Below are 20,299 nucleotides of genomic sequence, written 5' to 3' on the forward strand. Positions count from 1 at the left end.
ATAGAAATGAAAAAAGTATTCAAGTTACTGGATTATCCGTTGGTGTTTTCGCTTATCGTTACAATTATATTTGGAATTTTGATGATGTATAGTGTTAGCTCAATTGTTGCAGTAAAAAATTATGGTTATAGTGGTGATTTCTTTTTTCGCTCTCAATTAAATAAACTTTTTTTAGGAGTAATAGGGTTAATAATTTGTATAGGACTACCTTTTCATATATGGAAAAAACGCATAGTTTCCGTGTGTATTGTAATTGTAAGTATTGTATTACTATTTTTAGTTTTATGGAAAGGGAAAGTTGTTAATAATGCACAATCTTGGATATTTGGAATACAGCCTGCAGAACTTATTAAAATGGGTGTGATTATTGTACTAGCAGGTTTTTTTTCAAAGCGTCAAGAGGTGCAAAAATCATATTGGCAAGGCAGTGGTAAAGTTATTTTGCTTTTAATGTTTACGTTCTTTTTGATATACAAACAACCCAATCTAGGTTCTGCATTATTAATTTCAGGAATAGGGGCAAGTATGTTTATATGTTCTGGAATAAACATTTTTATTTTAATGAAATGGATAGCTGTTACTTCAATTGTTTGGGTACCGACTTTATACTTTCTTTTTAGGTTTGGTTTATCTGATGTTCAAATGGCACGTATTACAACGGTGTTCAATCCATTTCTTGATGCAAAAGGGGATGGTTACCAACTTGTAAATTCATTTATTGCCATAGGATCTGGTGGAGTTAGTGGACGTGGATATGGAAATAGTATTCAAAAGGAAGGTTTTTTACCTGAGCCTCATACTGATTTTATTATGTCAATTGTATCTGAGGAGCTTGGAATTATAGGGGTACTAATCATATTAACTGGTTTATTAACTATAGTACTTCGCTCTTTTAAGATTGTTCAAGAGTGTAAAAGTCAATTTGGAAGTCTAATATCAATAGAAATCGGGAGTATGATAGGTCTTCAATCTATTGCTAATTTAGGAGGTGTCACGGGAATGTTCCCTCTTACAGGCACCCCCCTTCCATTTATTAGTTTTGGTGGAAGTTCTTTAATGGCTAATTTAATAGCAATGGGACTGTTAATAAATATCTCAATTTTCAATAAAAAAAACAGATAATATATTTGCTTATGGAGGAGAAATGTTAAATTTAATAAACAATCTAGATTATAATGGATTTCGGTATATAAATGAGCATGTGAAAGGAAATGTATACATCGATTATTTAATGATCTTTTTTGCTGAATATGCTCAGTATATGTTCATACTATTATTTATGATTCTTTGGTTAAACAAAAAATATAAAAATAGAACCTGTGTAATTCAAGCTATAATAGCATGCTGTTTTGCTTTTGTGTTGAATAGAATTATTGGATTGTTTTTTTATAGAGAACGACCATTTGTTTCTCAGTTGAATATAAAACAACTTGTTGAGCATACCGCTAATGCTTCTTTTCCTAGTGATCATGCTACAAGTGCCTTCGCAATAGCTATAACTTTATGCTTATATGAAAAACGTTTAGGGAAAGCATTTTTATTGTTAGCTTTTTTAATTGCTTTTTCAAGGGTCTGGGTAGGAGTACATTATCCGCTGGATGTATTAATAGGAGCTGTTTTAGGATTTTTGTGGGCCTTCATAATCCATTATATAGTTAAAACTAACTTCAAAAATAATAAATAAAGCGTCTACACTATTATACTTGCGACAGACCACATTATATTCAAAAGTTTTGCTGCTAATAATAGGAAACTTATAAATAAAAATTACTTTTTACGGTGAGAATAATACTATTTAAGTGCAATTGCACTTCTAAATTTGATTAAAAATTCAGGGTGATTATAAAAATGTAGCTGTGAACTACTCGCCACTTAGCAAAGCTTGAAGTGGGAGCTTCTCAGTTCCACGACGAAAGTACCCTTTCGTCTCCCTGAGCGTTACTTCGGGGTGTTCCACCCCTAGATGTCCAACGCTTGGACGCTCTTTTGGTACGGTTGATATTTTACGCAGGAACCGAATGGCTTGGTTTTCGCACTCTATTTTCTTCCTGCAACCTCATATATCAAGTTATCAAAGAACTTCATATAGCTAGTTTATCAAAAGTTTTTGGCTATGCCAAACCGAAATTCATCTCCCACCTACCGTTGGGCTACGCCCTTCACACGCTTGAGGAAGGAGAATTCTTTCGGGGAATTCGTTAAAATTATATTTTGAAAAAACAGGGGGATTTTATTTAATGGGTAGGAGGTTAAGTTGTTGCGATCTAATAAAAAAAAATCTTTTTATAATCAGGAAGTACTAGGAAAAAATTATAAAATGCTAAGTGAAATTGCAAAAAGTGATGTTGAGTCGACGTTAGCTTTTTTTAAAACATCGTCTCATGGACTTTCTCAGGAAGAAGCTACTAAGCGGCTTGAAGTATATGGGGAAAATAAAGTGATTTATCAAAAAAGAATAAAATGGTATATAACATTATTTAATTCTTTTAGAAGTCCGTTTATTTCTCTTCTAATAATATTAGGGATGTTATCTTTTCTTACTAATGATATAAAGGGTACTATTATTGTAGGGATTATGGTGGCTGTAAGTGTATTAATTCGGTTCATACAAGAAATTCGTTCTCAGAAGTCTATAGAAAAAATAAAAAATCTTGTATATGAAAAGGTAACTGTTCTGAGGGGGGGAGATGTTTTATATAAGGAAAATAAGAGGGCGGTATTAGAAGAAAGTGGAAAGGTACAAGTTGCTCTTGAGAATCTTGTACCAGGGGATATTATAGAATTATCTGCCGGGAATATTGTACCTGCAGATGTACGAATCATCTCATCGGAAAATTTACTTGTAAATCAATCATCACTAACAGGGGAAGCATTACCCATTGTTAAAACAAATCAGTATTTCCATATGTACAAAAAACGTAAAATTAGAAAAATCCAAAATTTGATCGAATTGGAAAATCTCTGTTTTATGGGAACTCATATTATAAGTGGTACCGCAAAAGCAATAGTTGTGGGTACTGGAACAGATACTTACTTTGGTTCAATAGCAAAGAATCAATTTAAACTGAACAAGAAATCTGATTCTAGATTCGATAAAGGGGTAAGCAAAGTTAGTTGGCTATTAATCAAATTTATGATTATCATGACACCTATTGTTATGATGATACATGGAGTTATAAATGGGAATTGGTATGAGGCATTTTTATTCGCTTTAGCTGTAGCGATTGGACTTACTCCAGAGATGCTTCCAATGATTGTAACCGCTAATTTGGCTAAAGGTTCTATTAATATGAGTAAAAAGAAGGTACTTGTAAAACAACTATCTTCTATCCATAATCTCGGAGCTATGGATATTCTCTGTACCGACAAGACAGGCACGTTGACAGAAGATAAAATGGACCTGGTACGTCATACAGATACAAATGGAGAAAAGTCGGATAAGGTTTTGAAATTAGCGTATTTAAATAGTTACTTTCATACAGCATATAAAAATGAAATTGATCTATCGGTTATGCGTTATGTAAGAGATTGTAGTGAATATGATATATCTCAATACTCAAAAATAGATGAATGCCCATTTGATTTTAATCGAAGACGAATTTCAGTTGTTGTAGAAACAAATGCTAACGAACGAATAATGCTATGTAAAGGTGCTGTTAGAGAAGTTATATCAATTTGTAGTTATATAAAAGAAAATAATAAGATAATTCCTATTACAGATGAAATCCAACGTAAAAATAAACACTTAATTGAACTCTGGCAGGAACGGGGGATGCGTGTTGTTGCAGTTGCATATAAGCAGTTGAAGAGTGATAAAGTGGGGAGTTACTCTATTGATGATGAATCAGATATGATACTTGCTGGATATGTTGGTTTTTCAAATCCACCCAAACAATCGGCTATGGCTGCACTGCATACTCTACAAAAGAAAGGGGTACAAGTGAAAATTTTAACTGGTGATAATGAGTCCGTGACAAGAAATGTATGTAGGAAAATGGGCTTGTATATAGGAGAACCAGTACTGGGTTATGAAATTGATAGTCTTCCTGATAAAGCATTAGTAAAACTTGCAAGTAAAACAAGTGTGTTCGCAAAATTAAATCCTAGTCAAAAATTTCGTATTATTAAGGCACTTCAAATGAATGGCCATACAGTTGGATTTATGGGGGATGGAATTAACGATGTGTTTGCTTTAAAACAGTCTGACGTTGGTGTATCTATCCATACAGCAGATGATATCGTTAAAGAGTGTTCAGATATTATACTTATAGAAAAGAATTTACATGTATTAGAAGATGCTATTGTGGAAGGGCGGACAACGTTTGGAAATATACTGAAGTATATTAAGATGACAGCAAGTTCAAATTTTGGAAATGTATTAAGTTTATTAATTGCTAGCGCATTTCTTCCTTTTCTTCCAATGTTACCAATTCAAATATTATGTCAAAACTTACTATATAATTTATCCCAACTTTCAATTCCATGGGATAAAGTAGATAATGAATTTTTAGTGAAACCAAGAAGTTGGGATACAAAAGATTTATTTCGTTTTATCATTTTTATTGGGCCGGTAAGTAGTGTTTTTGATATAATCATTTTTATTGTAATGTGGAATATATTTGGTGCAAATATTCCTGAAATGCAATCCTTATTTCAAACGGGTTGGTTCGTAGTAGGGTTACTAACACAATTATTAATTGTGCATATGATTCGTACTCAACATATTCCTTTTCTACAAAGTACGGCTGCTAGACCTGTTTTGATACTTACAGGTTTAGTTATGATTATAGGGATTTCCCTTCCATTTACCAGGTTAAGTACCCAAATTGGCTTAACTCCACTTCCGTTGTATTATTTCCCGTGGTTATTTGGAATTTTAACAATATATGCTCTAGTTACTGAAATTATAAAGAAAATATACATCAGGAAGTTTAATCGATGGCTTTAAAACTAAACCATTTTGTTGAAGTTCATTGTACGTTGAAAAGGCGGAGTCTCTTTGGAGACTTCGCCTTTTCGGTATATCATGAATTACAGGAATTACTAGTAGCCTCATAATATTTCCTCATATATTCATGCCTCTGTTTATCTCTTGAGAAACTTTGCACCTTCACACAAATTGAGGGGGAAGTTTTCTTGGCTAAAAATAATCTAGATAGTTTAATTCCTAATTGTTCCTGTATCTTTTATTTTAACATGTGTATTCACACGTATTTTAGCTTTTGAAAAAGCGCGCAACCAATCTTCTTTTACCTTTTTCCATTCTTTATATTGAAAAGCTCTAGCGTGTAACGATAAACCAATTGGATCAATTTTATTTCTCTGCATATCCTGTAACATGCCTTGTAATTTTTTATTGAACTCTTCCTGGATTTCATGTTCCAATCTACCTATATTCTTATTACCATGTAAACGAGTTTTAGTTAAGTTTCCGTTGGTTTTTTCAATTAAGGATACATTCATACTTACATCTATATTAAAAATAAATTTACCTTTTTGGAAATCAACACTAATTTTTCTCTTTGCATTTTGTACGAAAACAGACGTATTTGGCTTTTTATCAGATTTTTTTGGAGAAAGAACAAGGTGTAGTATCATCCGACCTGTATTTTTTGACTTATTAATAAGGTTGAAAAACTTCACATCGGTTTTAGGAATCTTCGTTAAGTACTTTCCTTGATGATTTAAAAATGCAATTCCTACCGTATCAATTTCATTATTTGTTTTCTTGATAATGGGAACAGTTTGCGTCATTCCCTGTTCATTTTTTTCTCTCATTAATTGTTGAATTGTAGAAGAGACGGATTGATTATTTTGAATTGAAGACTCGATTACACCATTTATATAAGATGGAAGTGATGGCTTATCAGGCCTATTAACTTTAAACATATCTTCTGCCGGTCCATCAACAAGCACCACTTTAGCATTGATGGTAGCGTAAGGATCACGGTAAGAGGAATCGAGCGCCTGTATCCAATTTTCTTCTTGTGCTAATTTATCCCCAATTAAAATAACTTCAGCTTTGGATGATGTCACATACCCTGTTAATTTCGTATCCATTTTGCTAAATCCATCATATATGGTTGACGCCTGAACCCAATGCTCTACAGTACTGCTTTGCTGTTTATGATGAAAGAGTGGTATGCTTGTGCCCACTTTTATGTTTCCATTAGAAGTACTATCTAAGCCGATTAAAAGGATTAAAGAAACTTTTTCAAGAGGAATTCTCTGACCACAACCAATTAAACATACACAACAGATTACAATCCATATCCATTTTCGAATCAAAGCTGTTTCCTCCTAGTAAACCAAGTAAAAAGAATGCTGTATGCGAAAAAAAAGATTGGTAATAGAATAAAGAAAATGATATTTAAGATATCCATAAGAGAATATATAAACAAATATTGATCCACATCGGGATTTAGAAAAACGAATAAGCCGACTATTAATACCATAAAACCAACCAGCACCCAATTGCGAACGGTTTTTTGAAATAAAATGGTCACAGATTCGAAACTGAAAAATAAATACGGATATATTGTAGTGGAAAATACAATCAAATAGTAAGCGATATATAAAATTTCTAATCGTTCTATGAAAGAAAAACGAACTCCTTTTAACAGATGAAATACTGGCCAAATTACTTCTTTTATCCCCTCCGGACTAAAGTATATATAAGAAAGAATAGTCACATATAGATAGAAAAACATGGTTCCAGTATTCGCTATTAGTATTCCTTTTATGGCTTTTTGTTTTTTTTGTAAGAACGGATAAATAAAATATGCAATTTCTAAGCCCGCATAAGGAGTAATGGTTTCTTTTGTTGCCTTTACAATAGGATATAAGCCATCTTTAAAAATAGGTAGTAGGTGTAAAGGATTGTAAATACTCTGTAATGAGAAAAGGAGAAAGATTGGCATCCAAGTAGTGAAGAAGAAAACAAGCATAGAGTAACTAGTAAGAGCCCTTATCCCACTCAGTGATAAAATAATAAAAGGTAATAGTAATAATATGGAAATTTGATAAGCAGGAGTGGAAGGGAATATCCACACTTTTACAATATCAGTTGCCTTTAATAAAGTATTAAAACCAGCAAAAAATAGATAAAAGGCATATAAAAGAAGAAAAATTGTCCCTAGCCATTTACCAAAGTATGCATTTAAGATCTGAGAGAAATTTTTGTTAGGATTTTTTTGTAACATTAATATAATAATTACGCCAATTATAGAAGTAATTATCCATCCCAGAATGATAGAAATCCAGCCGTCTGTACCAGCGGTAGTGGCAAGAGGGCTTGGCATAATTAACATACCTGATGCAAGTTGCAGTGAATGAATGAAAACAATATATTCGAATAAGGTTATACTTTGGAATTTAAGATTCCCCATGCGAACCACCTTCTTTTTTCTTTCTTTGTTTCGGCTGTCCCGTGCTCGAGCGGGTGGTGATCATAGAAATGGGAAATCTTACAAAAGAATCTTTTAACTCTTGGAGACGAAATGGTGCAATTGGCAATCCATATGGTGAACCATAGGAAGTTAATGAAACAAAATGAGCAAATAAGAGCATTAATCCACTAACAATACCTACAATTCCAAAAAAGTAGGCAAATAACATCATTGGAAAACGAATAAGCCGAATACAACTTGATAAATCATAATTAGAAACAACAAATGATGCAATGGCAGTAATAGATACGATAATAACCATAACGTTACTCACAAGTCCTGCTTGAACAGCTGCTTGTCCAATTACAATACCTCCAACAATTCCAATTGTTTGTCCAATTGGTTGTGGTAGACGAATACCCGCTTCACGAAGCATTTCTAATGTGATTTCCATAATAAATGCTTCTAGTAAAGGCGAGAAAGGGACTTTAATTCTTGACGTTGCAATAGAAGTATATAGATCTAAAGGAATGATTTCAAAGTGGAATGAAACCATTGCAATATATATTGCGGGTAAAAATATAGCTATAATAAATCCTAAAAATCGTAATAAGCGAAAAGATGATGCAATCAGCCAATGTACATTATAATCATCGGGAGTCTGAAAAAATCCAATTAAATTCATTGGAACGATCATTGCACCAGGAGATCTATCAATTAACACTGCTACTTTACCATCAAGAATATGATTAGAAATAGCATCTGGGCGTTCACTTAAATAAGCCTGTGGAAAGGGAGTCCAATTTTGATCTTTTGTAAAGTTGGACAATTCTCCTATGCTCAATACTGTATCAGTTTTAATTTTACAGATTCTTGTCTCCACTTCCTGTACCACATCTTCGTTAGCTACATCGCCTAAGTAAAGTAAATATACAAAAGTAGTGGCCCGTTCTCCGATTGTCAATTTTTTGATTTTTAACTCAGTAGAAGGAATATATCTACGAATGAGACCTATGTTTTTAGTGGCATTCTCAATAAACCCATCATGAGAACCTTTAATGGTAACTTCTGAAATAGGTTCCTGAATCGATCTTTCTGCCCATCCCTTTGTATTTATGAGAAGGGCTTTCTTTTCCCCTTCCATAAACAGTACACATTGTCCCTCGAGCAGCCCTTTTTTAATTTCATTCCATGTATATACTGTTTTTGTATAAGTAGCAATAATATTAGAATTAAATACCTGCCTGTCTTCATTTACTTCTTGTAATAATGGTGTAACGACATTTCCTTTTAGTGCAAAACCATCTGTCAGACCTTCAAAATAATATAGTAAAATATTCGTTTTTGTTTTTAATTGTAATGGATGTTCAACTAAATCGGCACAAATATCAAAGATCTGTTCTAATGTATTCTTAATTTCTTGTAAATTATTTGTCTGGATAGTTTCAACAATGGTATTTTCCATGGTTTCTAAGTTCTTTTCATTTAAAGACATGATTTACACCTCTTTACGTATAACGGTCGTGTTTTTATTATTTTTATATAATCAAATTTTATTCATTGGGATAGCAACACATCGCTATCAACTTGAAATTTTGTGGCACCCCAGAACGAAATTTTAAAGCCTTCTTGAAACAAAAAATTTCATTTTATCATTATTTTTGTGGTGACCTGTTTGCTTGGTTAGCGTGGTTGCCAAATTTAATTATTGCCGAATTATTTATAAGACAAAGTCTTAATAAAGAGCAACAACAGAAAAATACTGATTTACATTTTTGATGCAAATCTGATGTGATATTGAGACCAGGACTCTTAGGTAATTCAATGATTTTCTATAAAAATACACCTAATACTAATCCAAGACTAATAATTATATGAACTGTACCCCGAATCATGGACACTTAAAAAAAGCCCCATGATTCGGTTTTTTTTGTATTTTTATCAAAAAACCGGAACCAACGATAGAAATGAGGTACGGAGAATGAGTAAGATTATTTTTAACGAAATTCAAATGAAACAGCTAGAAAAAAATAAAAATGCATTAAAAATGTCGGAATGTTAGATTAGCTATTGTTCAGATTTCAAAGTAAGAGCGGTAAAAGAAAATCAACAAGGAAAAGGTCCTATCCAAATCTTTTTAGAGAATGGGTTTAACTTAGCTGTGATTGGTGAGGAAGGCTTTTATACAGAACGCCGTGGGAAAGGAAGCACGTATTGCGTTTTTAGAAGCGGAATTGACATTCCTAAAAAAGTTAGACGAACTCGAAAGGCAGGCGTTACAGGTAAACGTAAAAAGACCGCCTATTACGGGCGGTCGCTTTTCTTAGGACATAAACAAAGGATGCAAAGTGCAACAAAAAATATAGGTAACAAAATTATAAGCGATAGCCTCTTCATAAAACAGGTATTGAATCATCGGCATGTCCCAATATGAAACTTTTAAAACTGCAACTGTATTTTCTCTCGATGTTTCATTTAGTGTTGTACCTATAACTTTTCTGTATACAGTAAATTCTCCGATATAAGCTGGATCATCAACATGACGGAACGGTGTGTCACCTTCAAGCTCAATGTCCGTAGATTTTATATTAGGATATGTATCTTTAATTTTTTCTTTTAATATAGCTAAATCACTTTTACTTATTTTTTGAGGTGCTCCCGTAGTGGCTTGTGCGTATACGTGTAATTTTATGTCATCTTTTTGGATAGCTGACCTACCTACTATTCTATTTGGAGAAAATATAAGTAATATCACATGCAAAATAAAAAAAATTACAAAGACTTTAGAGGATTTTTCTAACTTGTTCAATTATCATATCACCAATATATACTAATTATATTATAAGGTATATTAGGTTTTTTTAGTTAGACGTACCAAACTGTTTTTGTTGACTGAGACGAAATTGTTCTTCATACCAACTCACTTTTGCCGTGAGCTCCTCTATTTGAGCTTGAAGTGATTCAATTGTGGGTTGATTTGGATGTGAAAGTGTTGTTTTCATAGATAAATCCATTCGATAAAATTGTCCAAATTCCTTTTACATATATGATTTTTATAGAATGGTTCTCGCATGTACGGCTTGATGCCCTTGTTTTTGGTGACTAATTTTCTGTTTATACGGTATTCATAGATAATTAAGTAGTTCAAATTTAGTAAAGAAAAAGAATAAAACATATATGGATGCGGATTGAGTAACCCTATCGCTCTTTTCGAACAAGAAACCCCCATCGTCTTTAGAAATACAATGTAAGAGAGGTTGGATACAGTGCGACATTGAAACACATAAGTTTTTTGTGTTTTAAACGAAATATAGAAGTAATGTAAGGATTTCATGCATATAATAATGTTAATGGCTAAAATTAACAAAAAATTCATTTTAATCAGATAAAAATGACAAGATTTTAACTTACAATTATGTTAATGCGATTAAAAAGGCTAATAACTATTTTTCATAACAGTTAAGTTTAGATAGGAAGAGGATAATGAAGACTAAAGATAGTTATAAAATCATTGTAATTGGTGCCGGGACTGCGGGACTGTCCTTTACTGCACATTTATTACGTAATGTATCCCTATTTAAAGAAAGTATAGCGATTATTGATCCATCTAAAAAACATTATTTTCAACCTCTGTGGAGTTTAGTGGGTGGTGGAATTGTTTCAAAGGAGTCTACGATGCGTGATCAAGAATCACTTGTTCCTAATGGTGCGATCTGGATTCCTAAACGTGTTGTTAAGTTGTTCCCATCTGAAAATAAGATTCTTTTAGATGATGAAACTATGCTTGAGTATGAAATTCTTATTGTAGCAGCCGGTATACAAATAAATTGGGGTGGTATTAAAGGGTTGAAAGAATCTATTGGGACTAATGGTGTTTGTAGTAACTATTCCTATAAATATGTTGATTCTACTTGGAGAGAAATTGAAAGATTTAAAGGAGGAAATGCTGTTTTTACCCACCCAAACACCCCTATTAAATGCGGTGGTGCCCCACAAAAAATTATGTACTTAGCCGAGGAGCATTTTTGTAATAGTGAAGTAAGAAAGAATAGCGAAGTTATGTTTTATTCTGCAAACCCTAACATATTTCAGGTTCCACGATATGCAGATACACTAGATAAGGTGTTAAAAAGAAAGCAAATTATAACGAATTATAATAAAAATTTAGTAGAAATTATTGCCGAAAAGAGAGAAGCTATTTTTGAGGATACGCAAACACTAAAAAAAGAAAGTGTGTCATATAGCATGTTACATGTTGTTCCACCAATGGGACCGCCTAGTTTTATAAAAGATAGTGAAATAAGCGATCATCAAGGTTGGGTTGATATAGACCCTTATACTTTGCAGCATGTACGTTATAAAAATATTTTTGGACTAGGGGATTGTACAAATTTACCCACATCTAAAACTGGAGCGGCAATTCGAAAACAAGTACCTGTCTTAAAACAAAATATTATGGACGTACTGAATGGAAGAGATATGCAGGCTAAATATGATGGGTATACATCTTGTCCAATTGTTACAGGGTATAAAAGTCTTATACTAGCTGAATTTAACTATGAACATGAGCCTCAAGAAACGTTTCCGTTTAATCAAGCGGAAGAACGGTATAGCATGTTTTTGCTAAAAAGATATATGTTGCCATATATGTATTGGAATTTGATGTTGAAAGGGATTCTATAAGGAAAGATAGAGAGTTGTTGTAACAACCGAGAAGTAATTTGAAATAAGCATTTGGAGGGAATAGCTATGCTCTTAAAATATTTTTATGATGAAAAATTAGCACATGCTTCCTATTTAGTTGGTTGTCAGAAGGAAGGAGTAGCAATTGTAATTGATCCAAGCCGTTGTATAGAACAATATATAGAATATGCTAGGAAAGAGGGAATGGAAATAATTGCTGCGGCTGAGACACATATTCATGCTGATTTTCTTTCTGGGGCTAGAGAACTTTCTCATCTTTATAAAGCAAATTTATATGTATCTGATGAAGGTGATTGTGATTGGAAATATCAGTATCTTAATGAGATTCAATACCATCTTGTCAGAGAGGGAACTGAATTTAAAATTGGTCATATAAAATTTAAAGTAATTCATACTCCAGGCCACACACCTGAAAGCATTTCTTTTTTAGTAACTGACACGAGCCAGAATAATTATACAAATGAACAACCTATTGGAATATTCACGGGTGATTTTGTATTTGTAGGCGATGTAGGAAGACCAGACTTATTAGAAACAACTGTTGGTATTAAAGACACTGCTAAAAAAGGAGCAAAGCAACTATTTGATTCTATACAAAAAATAAAAAAACTACCTGATTATTTACAAATCTGGCCATCGCATGGTGCAGGAAGTGCATGTGGAAAAGCATTAGGGGCAATTCCAACTTCTACATTAGGTTATGAAAAGATGCTCAATTGGGCATTTCAGTGTAATGAAGAAAGTAATTTTATATCTACTCTATTGACGGGACAGCCAGATCCTCCGAAGTATTTTTCATTAATGAAGTATTTAAATAAATTGGGTCCACCAATTCGTAAGAAGAGAGATATTATTAGCATTAATACATTTGAAGAGTTCCAAGAAATCACTAAAAAAGTTCAGCAAATTGTTGATATAAGGGATGTAGAGTGTTTTGCTGCGGGTCACATTGAAAAATCCATTAATATTCCGTATAACAATTCTTTTTCAACTTGGTGTGGGTGGTTATTAGACTATAAAAAAGAAACATTAATGATTTTAGATATGGAAAAAGTTAATGTGGAGGAAGTTATTAGAGACTTTGAGTCTATTGGCTTAGATAATATTATTGCTTTTGCACCTTCAAAAGTAATTCAAAGATTCCATAGTTTAGAGAGTTATAAGGAAAAAACATCAGATGAATTATATCCGTTAATAAAGGATGGAAGTGTTAAGGTTATCGATGTGCGTAGTAAAAAAGAATGGGATGAAGGACACCTTCAGGATGCAATACATATTGCTTTAGGTAATTTATTTGAGCAGCTAGATCAAGTTCCTACAGGTTGTCCTATAGTTTTACAATGCCGGACGGGTTTACGTTCTGCTATAGCTGCTAGTATTTTGCAAAGAGCTGGTTTAAAGGGTGTAGTCAATTTAAAAGGAGGATTCCTTGCATGGGGAAAGTCTGGATTACCATACTATAAGTAATTTAAAAGAGTATAAAATGTCTTTTCTTTTTTCAACATTCATCTTTTATTGACTGTCGGGATATTGCAGATGCTGCAGTGGAAGTTTTGATTAACAGGGAGAAATCAGGGGTAATAAAAAGGATAGTCATTATTTAAGACGTAACGCTTTCTCTACGAGCTGACGAATTGCTTCATTTCAATTACTTATCTTGTTATCGTGCCAAAAATCCTCTATTTATTTTACTTGTTCTTTTGTAAATGCAAATAAATTTTCATGTATGGGAAAAGCTTGTTACAATAGTAAAGAATAACTTGGGTACAATTGATAATGAAATGGGGAAAGATATTAGATGAAAGCAACCGGAGTAACTAGAAAAATAGATGAATTAGGGCGTGTGGTAATTCCAAAGGAACTTAGAAATACGCTAGGTATGAAAGAAAAATCACCATTAGAGATCTTTGTAGAAGGTGAAGACATTATTTTACAGAGGTATCAGCCTGGTGGTGTTTGTGCGTTAACAGAAGAAGTGTCAAATCGTAACATATCATTAGCAAATGGTAAGATAGCATTAAGTCCAGAAGGTGCAGAATTATTAATAAAAGAAATAGAACAATACCTTGTAAAATAAGAAGCTCCTTTCAAGGGGCTTTTTTAGGTTTAACATTGTAATTTCACGTACCGTAATAATTAATAAAAGATAAAACACCACACAAATAGTCTACATTTACTTTTATGTTGAATTAATCCGCTAAATGGATCATGTATTGTTTATTTTGCATAGATTTCTTGCGAAATATGTCCCTAAAGCAGTATTTCAATTTAAATGTGATACGATAGTTATATATTCGTTTTGCTAGTAAAAGGAGATGAGTTTCGATGAAAAACCACAAAAAAGTAAATGGAAAAATCCTTCAAACAAATAAAAAATGGTCACATCTCAAGCGAAAACAAAAAGAACATATTTCTAATTGGTTACGTAGAGAATATACACAGTTTGTGAACTACTCGCCACTTAGCAAAGCTTGAAGTGGAAGCTTCTCAGTTCCACGACGAAAGTACCCTTTCGTCTCCCTGAGCGTTACTTCGGGGTGTTCCACCCCTAGATGTCCAACGCTTGGACGCTCTTTTGGTACGGTTGATATTTTACGCAGGAACCGAATGGCTTGGTTTTCGCACTCTATTTTCTTCCTGCAACCTCATATATCAAGTTATCAAAGAACTTCATATAGCTAGTTTATCAAAAGTTTTTGGCTATGCCAAACCGAAATTCATCTCCCACCTACCGTTGGGCTACGCCCTTCACACGCTTGAGGAAGGAGAATTCTTTCGGGGAATTCGTTAAAAACACATCATAGAAAACCTAGAAAGTATGAACATGATGAGATTCTTCATGAAGTGATGATTCAAATGCAGGAACGTGAAATTTGGATTCTTTATGGTGAAGTAAAAAGATATTATCTAAGCAAAATAGGAAAATGGTTTAGAAAAATAGAAAGTGAATGGGAATCACATATATCCAACAGTGAAAAGCAGCAGGTATGAGAAGAAAAGTAAATACAAACAAACCAGGGGGCGCATTTCATGTTTAATTTACAAGAAGATATGTATGAACAATTGAAAGAGAAAAAAGGGGAAGTTACTGTATTTTTAAAGAATGGCGTTCCAGTACGTGGGCAGATCCTTGCAACAGATAAATTTACTGTCTTAATGATGGTTCATGGTAAACAACAACTGGTATACAAACAAGCCATCTCTACAATCATTAAGTAATACCATAAAGTATTTAGCTCTACCTAGGCAAATTTTACGATCTATGCAATACCAATCTGTTAATATGTACAAATGTAAACAGGATATTAGGGGCACCATATAGTGAAAACGAGTTTTACAAAAGTATGAAAGTAGCAAACTAATATAAACAAGTTGTAATATTGCCATCAACTCAAAAAGAACATGTAGTAATTTCTACATGTTCTTTTTTTAATAAAAATGAAAGTAAACTTTTAGCCGTTTAGTTTACTTTCAAATCATTTATTTAATTAGGTTTATCACAACTTATTCATTTCCCTCAAAAATTCTTATAGAAGTATACCTTTAAAGACATTACTTATATAGTCAAGGATTATCATGTTTAAAGATGTGTTATAAAATATTTTTAAACGTTTATTAAACATCTACAACCTTTATAAATTTCTTAGCGTACAAATTTATCGAAATGATATGGTGACCCCAATTAGGATTACGTTCTTGTGAACTACCCGCCACTTAACGTCCTAACGGACTGTTTGAAGTGGGGGCTTCTCGGTTAGTCGTTACTTTTGATAGCTAACGAATTCGTCCTAAGACAGCCGAGCTAACTCCCTTGTTCCAAAGGTTATTTTATTGCTATTTATGCTAACGCTAATAGGCGTATTGCTTCATTTTTGATATTGATAGCTGCGTTATAATCTCTATCGAGATTTACACCGCATATACAAGAATAGACTCGTTCAGACAATGTCATATTTTTTACATTCCCACAACTGCTACATGTTTTTGTGGAAGGAAACCATTTGTCTATTTTCACAAGTTGTTTTCCTTGTTCGTTTAGTTTATAAGCTAAGAAAGAAATGAATATACCCCACCCATTATCAGCGACACTTTTTCCAAAATGAAGTGCTTGCGACATTCCTTTCATGTTTAGGTCTTCAATAGCTACAACATCAAAATTAGTAGCCAACTCTTTAGACTCATGATGAAGGAAATTCTTACGTTGGTTAGCTACTTTCTCATGTAACTTAGCTACACGAATATGTTGTTTATTCCAGCGCCCAGAGCCTTTATTGCGTCTTGCTAATACTCGTTGTGCCTTTGCTAATTGGTCCAACATGTTACGATAGAACTTAGGATAATTGGCTTTCTCATCCTCAGAACTAACGTATAATCCATCCATCGCAAAGTCTAACCCAACAACTGTTTCTACTTCTTTTTGCACAATCTCTTTTTCGTATTCAGTCAAGATAGACACATAGTATTTACCAGTAGATGTCATAGAAATCGTACATGACTTGATAATATGGTCTTGTGGTATCTCTCTATGCTGTTTGAAACGTACCATTTTCAGTTTTGGCAATTTGATATGACCAGTAAGCAACATAATATTTCCGTTTACTACATTCGTTGTATAAGACTTTCTGTCTTTTTTACTTTTGAATGTCGGAAAGTCATTTTGACCACTAAAAAAATTCTTATAGGCAGTTTGCAAGTTTAATTGAGCATTTGCCAAAGCTAATGAATCAACTTCTTTTAACCACTCAAATTCTGTTTTATATTTCGCAGGAGTTGGAAGCTTTTGTTTCTTTAGTTGTTCCTTATCATCTTTGTATTTTTCGTACGCTTCTTTCCGTTCAGCTAACATTCTGTTATACACGAAACGTACACAACCGAAGGTTTTACGCATAAGATATGCTTGTTCTTCTGTTGGATACAAACGGAATTTATATGCTTTATTATGCTTTGTCATATCATTTCACCTCACTTTTCACCTTGATTTTCAATATATTCCTTTACTACGTCTATTGGCGAACCACCAGTAGTTAGTAAACAAAAACTTCTTGACCAAAACATTTCTTTCCAGAGTTTCTTTTTCACTTGTGGAAAGTCTCTCTTGATTAGTCGAGAACTTGCACTTTTATAAGCATTAATGAATTTTGTCATTTCTGTATTCGGATGTGCCTTGAACAAGATATGTACATGGTCAACATCATAATGCCACTCTACCAGTGTTATGTTGTAATTCTCGGATAACCTGATAAACATGTCTTTTGCATAATCTGACATATCATCATCAAACACATTTCTTCTGTATTTTACGACCAACACCAGATGATAATACAATAAGAACACTGAATGATTATTGCTATCTAATTTCATTGATATACCAACCCTTATACTTTATAAGACTGATTATATCAGAGGCAAAATAAAAAGCAAAGCCTTTTGGCTACGCCAAACCGAAATTCATCACCCACCTACCGCTGGGCTACGCCCTTCACGCGCTTGAGGAAGGAGAATTCTTTCGAGGAATTCGTTAAAAGTACTGGTATATCCGGGTTTAGGTGATTAGTTACAACTGCTTGGAAGTTTTTGTACCAAAACATAATGTATTAATATTTTGACATTTTTAAAGATTTTAATACGTTTTTAATAATAAACGTATTAAAATCCTTCTTTTTCTCATACATTCATTTGATTATTCTTCTTATCAAGTGAATTGAAATATGTTCATTATCTTATATAAATGAGTATATTTATGTTAAATTGTGTAAATATGTGTCAATAGATAATATGAATATATAAGTAATATCTATTACTTATATATTCATATTATAAGTATTTGGAAATATAGCGGAGGGATATTATGAAAAGGGGACAGCAACAAAAAACAAAAAAATTAGTGATGATAACTGCCACATTATCTATGTTTGCTACTGGAATAACGCCTTCATTAGAAGTCTTTGCGGAAGAACAAGCACAGCAAAAGAAAGTATCTACAACGTTACAGAATGAAAATTCTGTTAATGTGGAAAATCGAGTATTTGCAGTTCCAGGAAAAGGAGATGTCTCCCAACTTCAAAATATTGAAAGAAGGGAAAGAAATTTTAGTGCATACGAGCCAACAGGGTTATATGCTAAGCCAAATGAACAAATAACAATTCAGGTACAAGGAAATCAAAGTATACAAGCATATATTGGAACTTTCTCGTTCGATGCTTCTTGGAGGGAAGATTCCAAAATTAAATCATTTACTTTAAATCCAGGTACAAACACAATTCAATCTCCAAATGGAGGAATGATTTATTTTTATAATAAACAACAAGGTGGTACCATTCAAACAACAGTAATAACAGGCGGAACGGCTACTCCTCTCTTTGAACTTGGAAAGCATACGAAACAAGATTTAATAAATATGCTCAATCAATATCCAAATGCACATGCGGTGGAATTAAAAGGGGAGCGCGTATTGATTACTGCTAGCCCAGTTCGTGTTAAAAAATATTTGATAGACTCTAACACAGATCCTGTACAACTCTTAAAAAAAATGGATGAGGCTACTAGAATTCAAGATAAAATATCTGGATTATCTGAAGAACAAGTAGATAAACATTATCTGCATTATGTGGAGGATAACCATTCTCTGGATTATTATATGTATGCATATCCTCACAGAACTGCATATGTAGGAGATGCAATCCAACATGTATTAGACATTAATAAATTTACAAATGATGGATGGGGACCTTGGCATGAGGCAGGACATATGAGACAACAAACGCCTTGGAACTTTAAAAATATGACAGAGGTACAAGTCAATCTTTACAGCCTTGCTGTAGAAAAAGCATTTACATCTAATCAACCTTTTAGATTGCAACAAGAGGGCGCTTATACTAAGGCATTTCAATACTTAGAACAACCTAATAAAAATTATGATGACATTAGTGACCTTTTTGTTAAAGTTGTAATGCTTTGGCAATTACAACTAGCGTACGGAGAAGACTTCTATCCTAAGTTGCATCAGCTGTATAGAGACATGCCTTCAAATGAGATTCCACAAACTGATGAAACGAAAAAACAATTATTTATGATTTCAGCATCAAAGGCAGCAAAACAAAATTTAATTCCGTTTTTTGAGAAATGGGGATTACGCCCAAATAATGATACAATCCAAAAAGTAGCGGCACTAGGGTATCCAAATTTAACGGCTGAAATTTGGAAAAGTACAGATTCTAATCCGGTTAAACCGGATACACCGAATTTTTCGAATATTTTAGAAGGAAACCAGTTTGCATGGTCGCTAAAAGGGATTGGAGATTTTGAATTTGCGAAAGTAAATTTAAATAAATCAACAGAAGAAATGCAAATTAATCTAAAAGCAGGTGTACCACATAACTACTTTGATAGTACATATGCAAGTATTAAAGTGCAAAACACATCAGGTAAAGTGGTATATAACAAAGAGATTTATGGAAATAAGCAACAAAATGCTGAGCAAGCAAAAGTTCCGGTAAAAGTAGGCGATTTTATTGAATTCACACATTTAGAAGGTGCGAACAGAGCTACTATTACAAATATGGAAAAAAACATTCAGGAAAGTTTTGGGAATAAAGCGGTCTATGAGATTACAAAAGAGGGATTGAAGAAAGTAGATAACATTGTTAATCCGAAACCAGATACAGAAGCTCCCACACAGCCACAAGGATTATATGCAAGTAACGTTACTTCTAACAGTGTAGAGCTAAAATGGAATTCTTCTACAGATAATGTAGGTGTAAAAGAATATCAGGTATTACGTGATGGACAACTAATTCAAACGGTACAAGGAACGACGTTTACTGATCAAAACTTAACAGCTAACAAGGAATATAAATATGCAGTGAAGGCTGTAGATGCAGCTGGAAATACATCAATTCAAAGTAACATTCTTCCGATAAAAACAAAAGATCAAAATGTATCTTATGAAAAATGGAATCCGAATAAGGCATATACAAAGGGAGACAAAGTAGAACATCAAGGGAAGGTGTATGAGGCTGTTCAAAATCATCAAGGAAATGGTGACCCGAATTGGATATTTGCGTTATCTTTATGGAAACCACTTACAATCAATTAATATGTAAGAATCAGATGTGAATATAGAACATCATAGATTGGGGCAGTATTTTAAAGAATTACTGGATGTTGCTTGAATTTTGATAGATTTCTCTACTAAGTTATTATTTAAA

Annotated in this window: 17 protein-coding genes and 2 pseudogenes; 12 read left to right on the forward strand and 7 right to left on the reverse strand. The window is 33.1% G+C overall.

Translation table 11 applies throughout. The features are described from left to right. The first annotated feature begins 6 nt into the window (after positions 1 to 6). The 3 genes from JFU54_RS02130 (at position 7) to mgtA (ending at position 4,948) form a co-directional block, all read left to right on the forward strand. Positions 7 to 1,122 (forward strand): FtsW/RodA/SpoVE family cell cycle protein, encoded by a 1,116-nt coding sequence (locus JFU54_RS02130; protein WP_201063654.1) that lies wholly within the window; start codon positions 7 to 9, stop codon positions 1,120 to 1,122. Between the two features lie 22 nt (positions 1,123 to 1,144). Then, on the forward strand, positions 1,145 to 1,684 hold the full coding sequence (locus JFU54_RS02135; RefSeq protein ID WP_016126998.1) for an undecaprenyl-diphosphatase: 540 nt from the start codon (positions 1,145 to 1,147) through the stop codon (positions 1,682 to 1,684). A gap of 570 nt (positions 1,685 to 2,254) precedes the next feature. Then, positions 2,255 to 4,948 (forward strand): magnesium-translocating P-type ATPase, encoded by a 2,694-nt coding sequence (gene mgtA / locus JFU54_RS02140; RefSeq protein WP_201063593.1) that lies wholly within the window; start codon positions 2,255 to 2,257, stop codon positions 4,946 to 4,948. A gap of 212 nt (positions 4,949 to 5,160) precedes the next feature. Here the strand turns inward: mgtA and JFU54_RS02145 are convergent, their stop codons facing one another. From JFU54_RS02145 to JFU54_RS02155, 3 genes are read right to left on the reverse strand one after another with little or no spacing between them, the layout of a single operon-like run. Continuing rightward, entirely contained in the window at positions 5,161 to 6,288 is a 1,128-nt protein-coding gene (locus JFU54_RS02145; RefSeq protein ID WP_002203957.1) for a Ger(x)C family spore germination protein, read from the reverse strand. Continuing rightward, positions 6,285 to 7,388 carry a GerAB/ArcD/ProY family transporter gene (locus tag JFU54_RS02150; protein ID WP_201063594.1) on the reverse strand — a complete coding sequence of 368 codons (1,104 nt, stop codon included), beginning with the start codon at positions 7,386 to 7,388 and terminating at the stop codon, positions 6,285 to 6,287. The genes JFU54_RS02145 and JFU54_RS02150 overlap by 4 nt, the downstream gene beginning before the upstream one ends. Then, positions 7,375 to 8,883: a spore germination protein gene (locus tag JFU54_RS02155; protein ID WP_151304218.1), complete on the reverse strand. Its 1,509-nt coding sequence runs from the start codon at positions 8,881 to 8,883 to the stop codon at positions 7,375 to 7,377. The genes JFU54_RS02150 and JFU54_RS02155 overlap by 14 nt, the downstream gene beginning before the upstream one ends. A 176-nt stretch (positions 8,884 to 9,059) precedes the next feature. On the opposite strand from JFU54_RS02155, the pseudogene JFU54_RS30460 reads away from it, so the two are divergent. Together JFU54_RS30460 and JFU54_RS30050 are read left to right on the forward strand one after the other, a co-directional pair. Next, positions 9,060 to 9,167 (forward strand): annotated as a pseudogene (locus JFU54_RS30460) (DUF2306 domain-containing protein); the annotation flags it as partial. A 416-nt stretch (positions 9,168 to 9,583) separates the two neighbouring features. Then, the gene (locus JFU54_RS30050; RefSeq protein ID WP_265323983.1) at positions 9,584 to 9,715 is read left to right on the forward strand and encodes a hypothetical protein; all 132 of its coding nucleotides are present in this window, start codon (positions 9,584 to 9,586) and stop codon (positions 9,713 to 9,715) included. On the opposite strand, the gene JFU54_RS02160 is transcribed toward JFU54_RS30050, so the two are convergent. Both JFU54_RS02160 and JFU54_RS29405 read right to left on the reverse strand, forming a co-directional pair. Next, positions 9,712 to 10,197 carry a transposase gene (locus tag JFU54_RS02160; protein WP_142247197.1) on the reverse strand — a complete coding sequence of 162 codons (486 nt, stop codon included), beginning with the start codon at positions 10,195 to 10,197 and terminating at the stop codon, positions 9,712 to 9,714. The two genes, JFU54_RS30050 and JFU54_RS02160, sit on opposite strands and share 4 nt — an antisense overlap. Before the next feature lie 52 nt (positions 10,198 to 10,249). Beyond that, complete coding sequence (locus tag JFU54_RS29405) at positions 10,250 to 10,402, reverse strand: hypothetical protein (RefSeq protein WP_198285753.1); 153 nt, start codon at positions 10,400 to 10,402, stop codon at positions 10,250 to 10,252. Positions 10,403 to 10,871: 469 nt separating this feature from the next. Between JFU54_RS29405 and JFU54_RS02165 the strand changes: the two genes are divergently transcribed. The 6 genes and pseudogenes from JFU54_RS02165 to hfq all read left to right on the forward strand — a co-directional run bounded on the left by JFU54_RS02165 (position 10,872) and on the right by hfq (position 15,311). Next, positions 10,872 to 12,071: an FAD/NAD(P)-binding oxidoreductase gene (locus JFU54_RS02165; protein ID WP_201063595.1), complete on the forward strand. Its 1,200-nt coding sequence runs from the start codon at positions 10,872 to 10,874 to the stop codon at positions 12,069 to 12,071. 66 nt (positions 12,072 to 12,137) lie between these two features. Beyond that, on the forward strand, positions 12,138 to 13,559 hold the full coding sequence (locus JFU54_RS02170) for an MBL fold metallo-hydrolase (RefSeq protein ID WP_201063597.1): 1,422 nt from the start codon (positions 12,138 to 12,140) through the stop codon (positions 13,557 to 13,559). Between the two features lie 331 nt (positions 13,560 to 13,890). Then, positions 13,891 to 14,169 carry an AbrB/MazE/SpoVT family DNA-binding domain-containing protein gene (locus JFU54_RS02175; protein WP_002069660.1) on the forward strand — a complete coding sequence of 93 codons (279 nt, stop codon included), beginning with the start codon at positions 13,891 to 13,893 and terminating at the stop codon, positions 14,167 to 14,169. Positions 14,170 to 14,417: 248 nt separating this feature from the next. After that, positions 14,418 to 14,567: a hypothetical protein gene (locus JFU54_RS02180; RefSeq protein ID WP_016097109.1), complete on the forward strand. Its 150-nt coding sequence runs from the start codon at positions 14,418 to 14,420 to the stop codon at positions 14,565 to 14,567. Positions 14,568 to 14,879: 312 nt separating this feature from the next. After that, positions 14,880 to 15,083, forward strand: a pseudogene (locus JFU54_RS02185) (transposase); the annotation flags it as partial. A gap of 39 nt (positions 15,084 to 15,122) precedes the next feature. Continuing rightward, the gene (hfq, locus tag JFU54_RS02190; RefSeq protein ID WP_002203963.1) at positions 15,123 to 15,311 is read left to right on the forward strand and encodes an RNA chaperone Hfq; all 189 of its coding nucleotides are present in this window, start codon (positions 15,123 to 15,125) and stop codon (positions 15,309 to 15,311) included. A gap of 619 nt (positions 15,312 to 15,930) precedes the next feature. Here hfq and JFU54_RS02195 read toward each other — a convergent pair. Beyond that, positions 15,931 to 17,043, reverse strand: a complete 1,113-nt coding sequence (locus tag JFU54_RS02195; RefSeq protein ID WP_201063599.1) for an RNA-guided endonuclease TnpB family protein — start codon at positions 17,041 to 17,043, stop codon at positions 15,931 to 15,933. An 11-nt stretch (positions 17,044 to 17,054) separates the two neighbouring features. Continuing rightward, a complete protein-coding gene (gene tnpA, locus JFU54_RS02200) occupies positions 17,055 to 17,453 on the reverse strand; it encodes an IS200/IS605 family transposase (RefSeq protein ID WP_016093708.1) in 399 nt (132 codons plus the stop codon). Positions 17,454 to 17,940: 487 nt separating this feature from the next. On the opposite strand from tnpA, the gene JFU54_RS02205 reads away from it, so the two are divergent. Then, a complete protein-coding gene (locus JFU54_RS02205) occupies positions 17,941 to 20,187 on the forward strand; it encodes a M60 family metallopeptidase (RefSeq protein WP_201063601.1) in 2,247 nt (748 codons plus the stop codon). The last annotated feature ends 112 nt before the right edge of the window (positions 20,188 to 20,299 follow it).

Origin of the sequence: Bacillus sp. TH19 (genome assembly GCF_016651075.1) — a bacterium.
Taxonomy (GTDB): domain Bacteria; phylum Bacillota; class Bacilli; order Bacillales; family Bacillaceae_G; genus Bacillus_A; species Bacillus_A mycoides.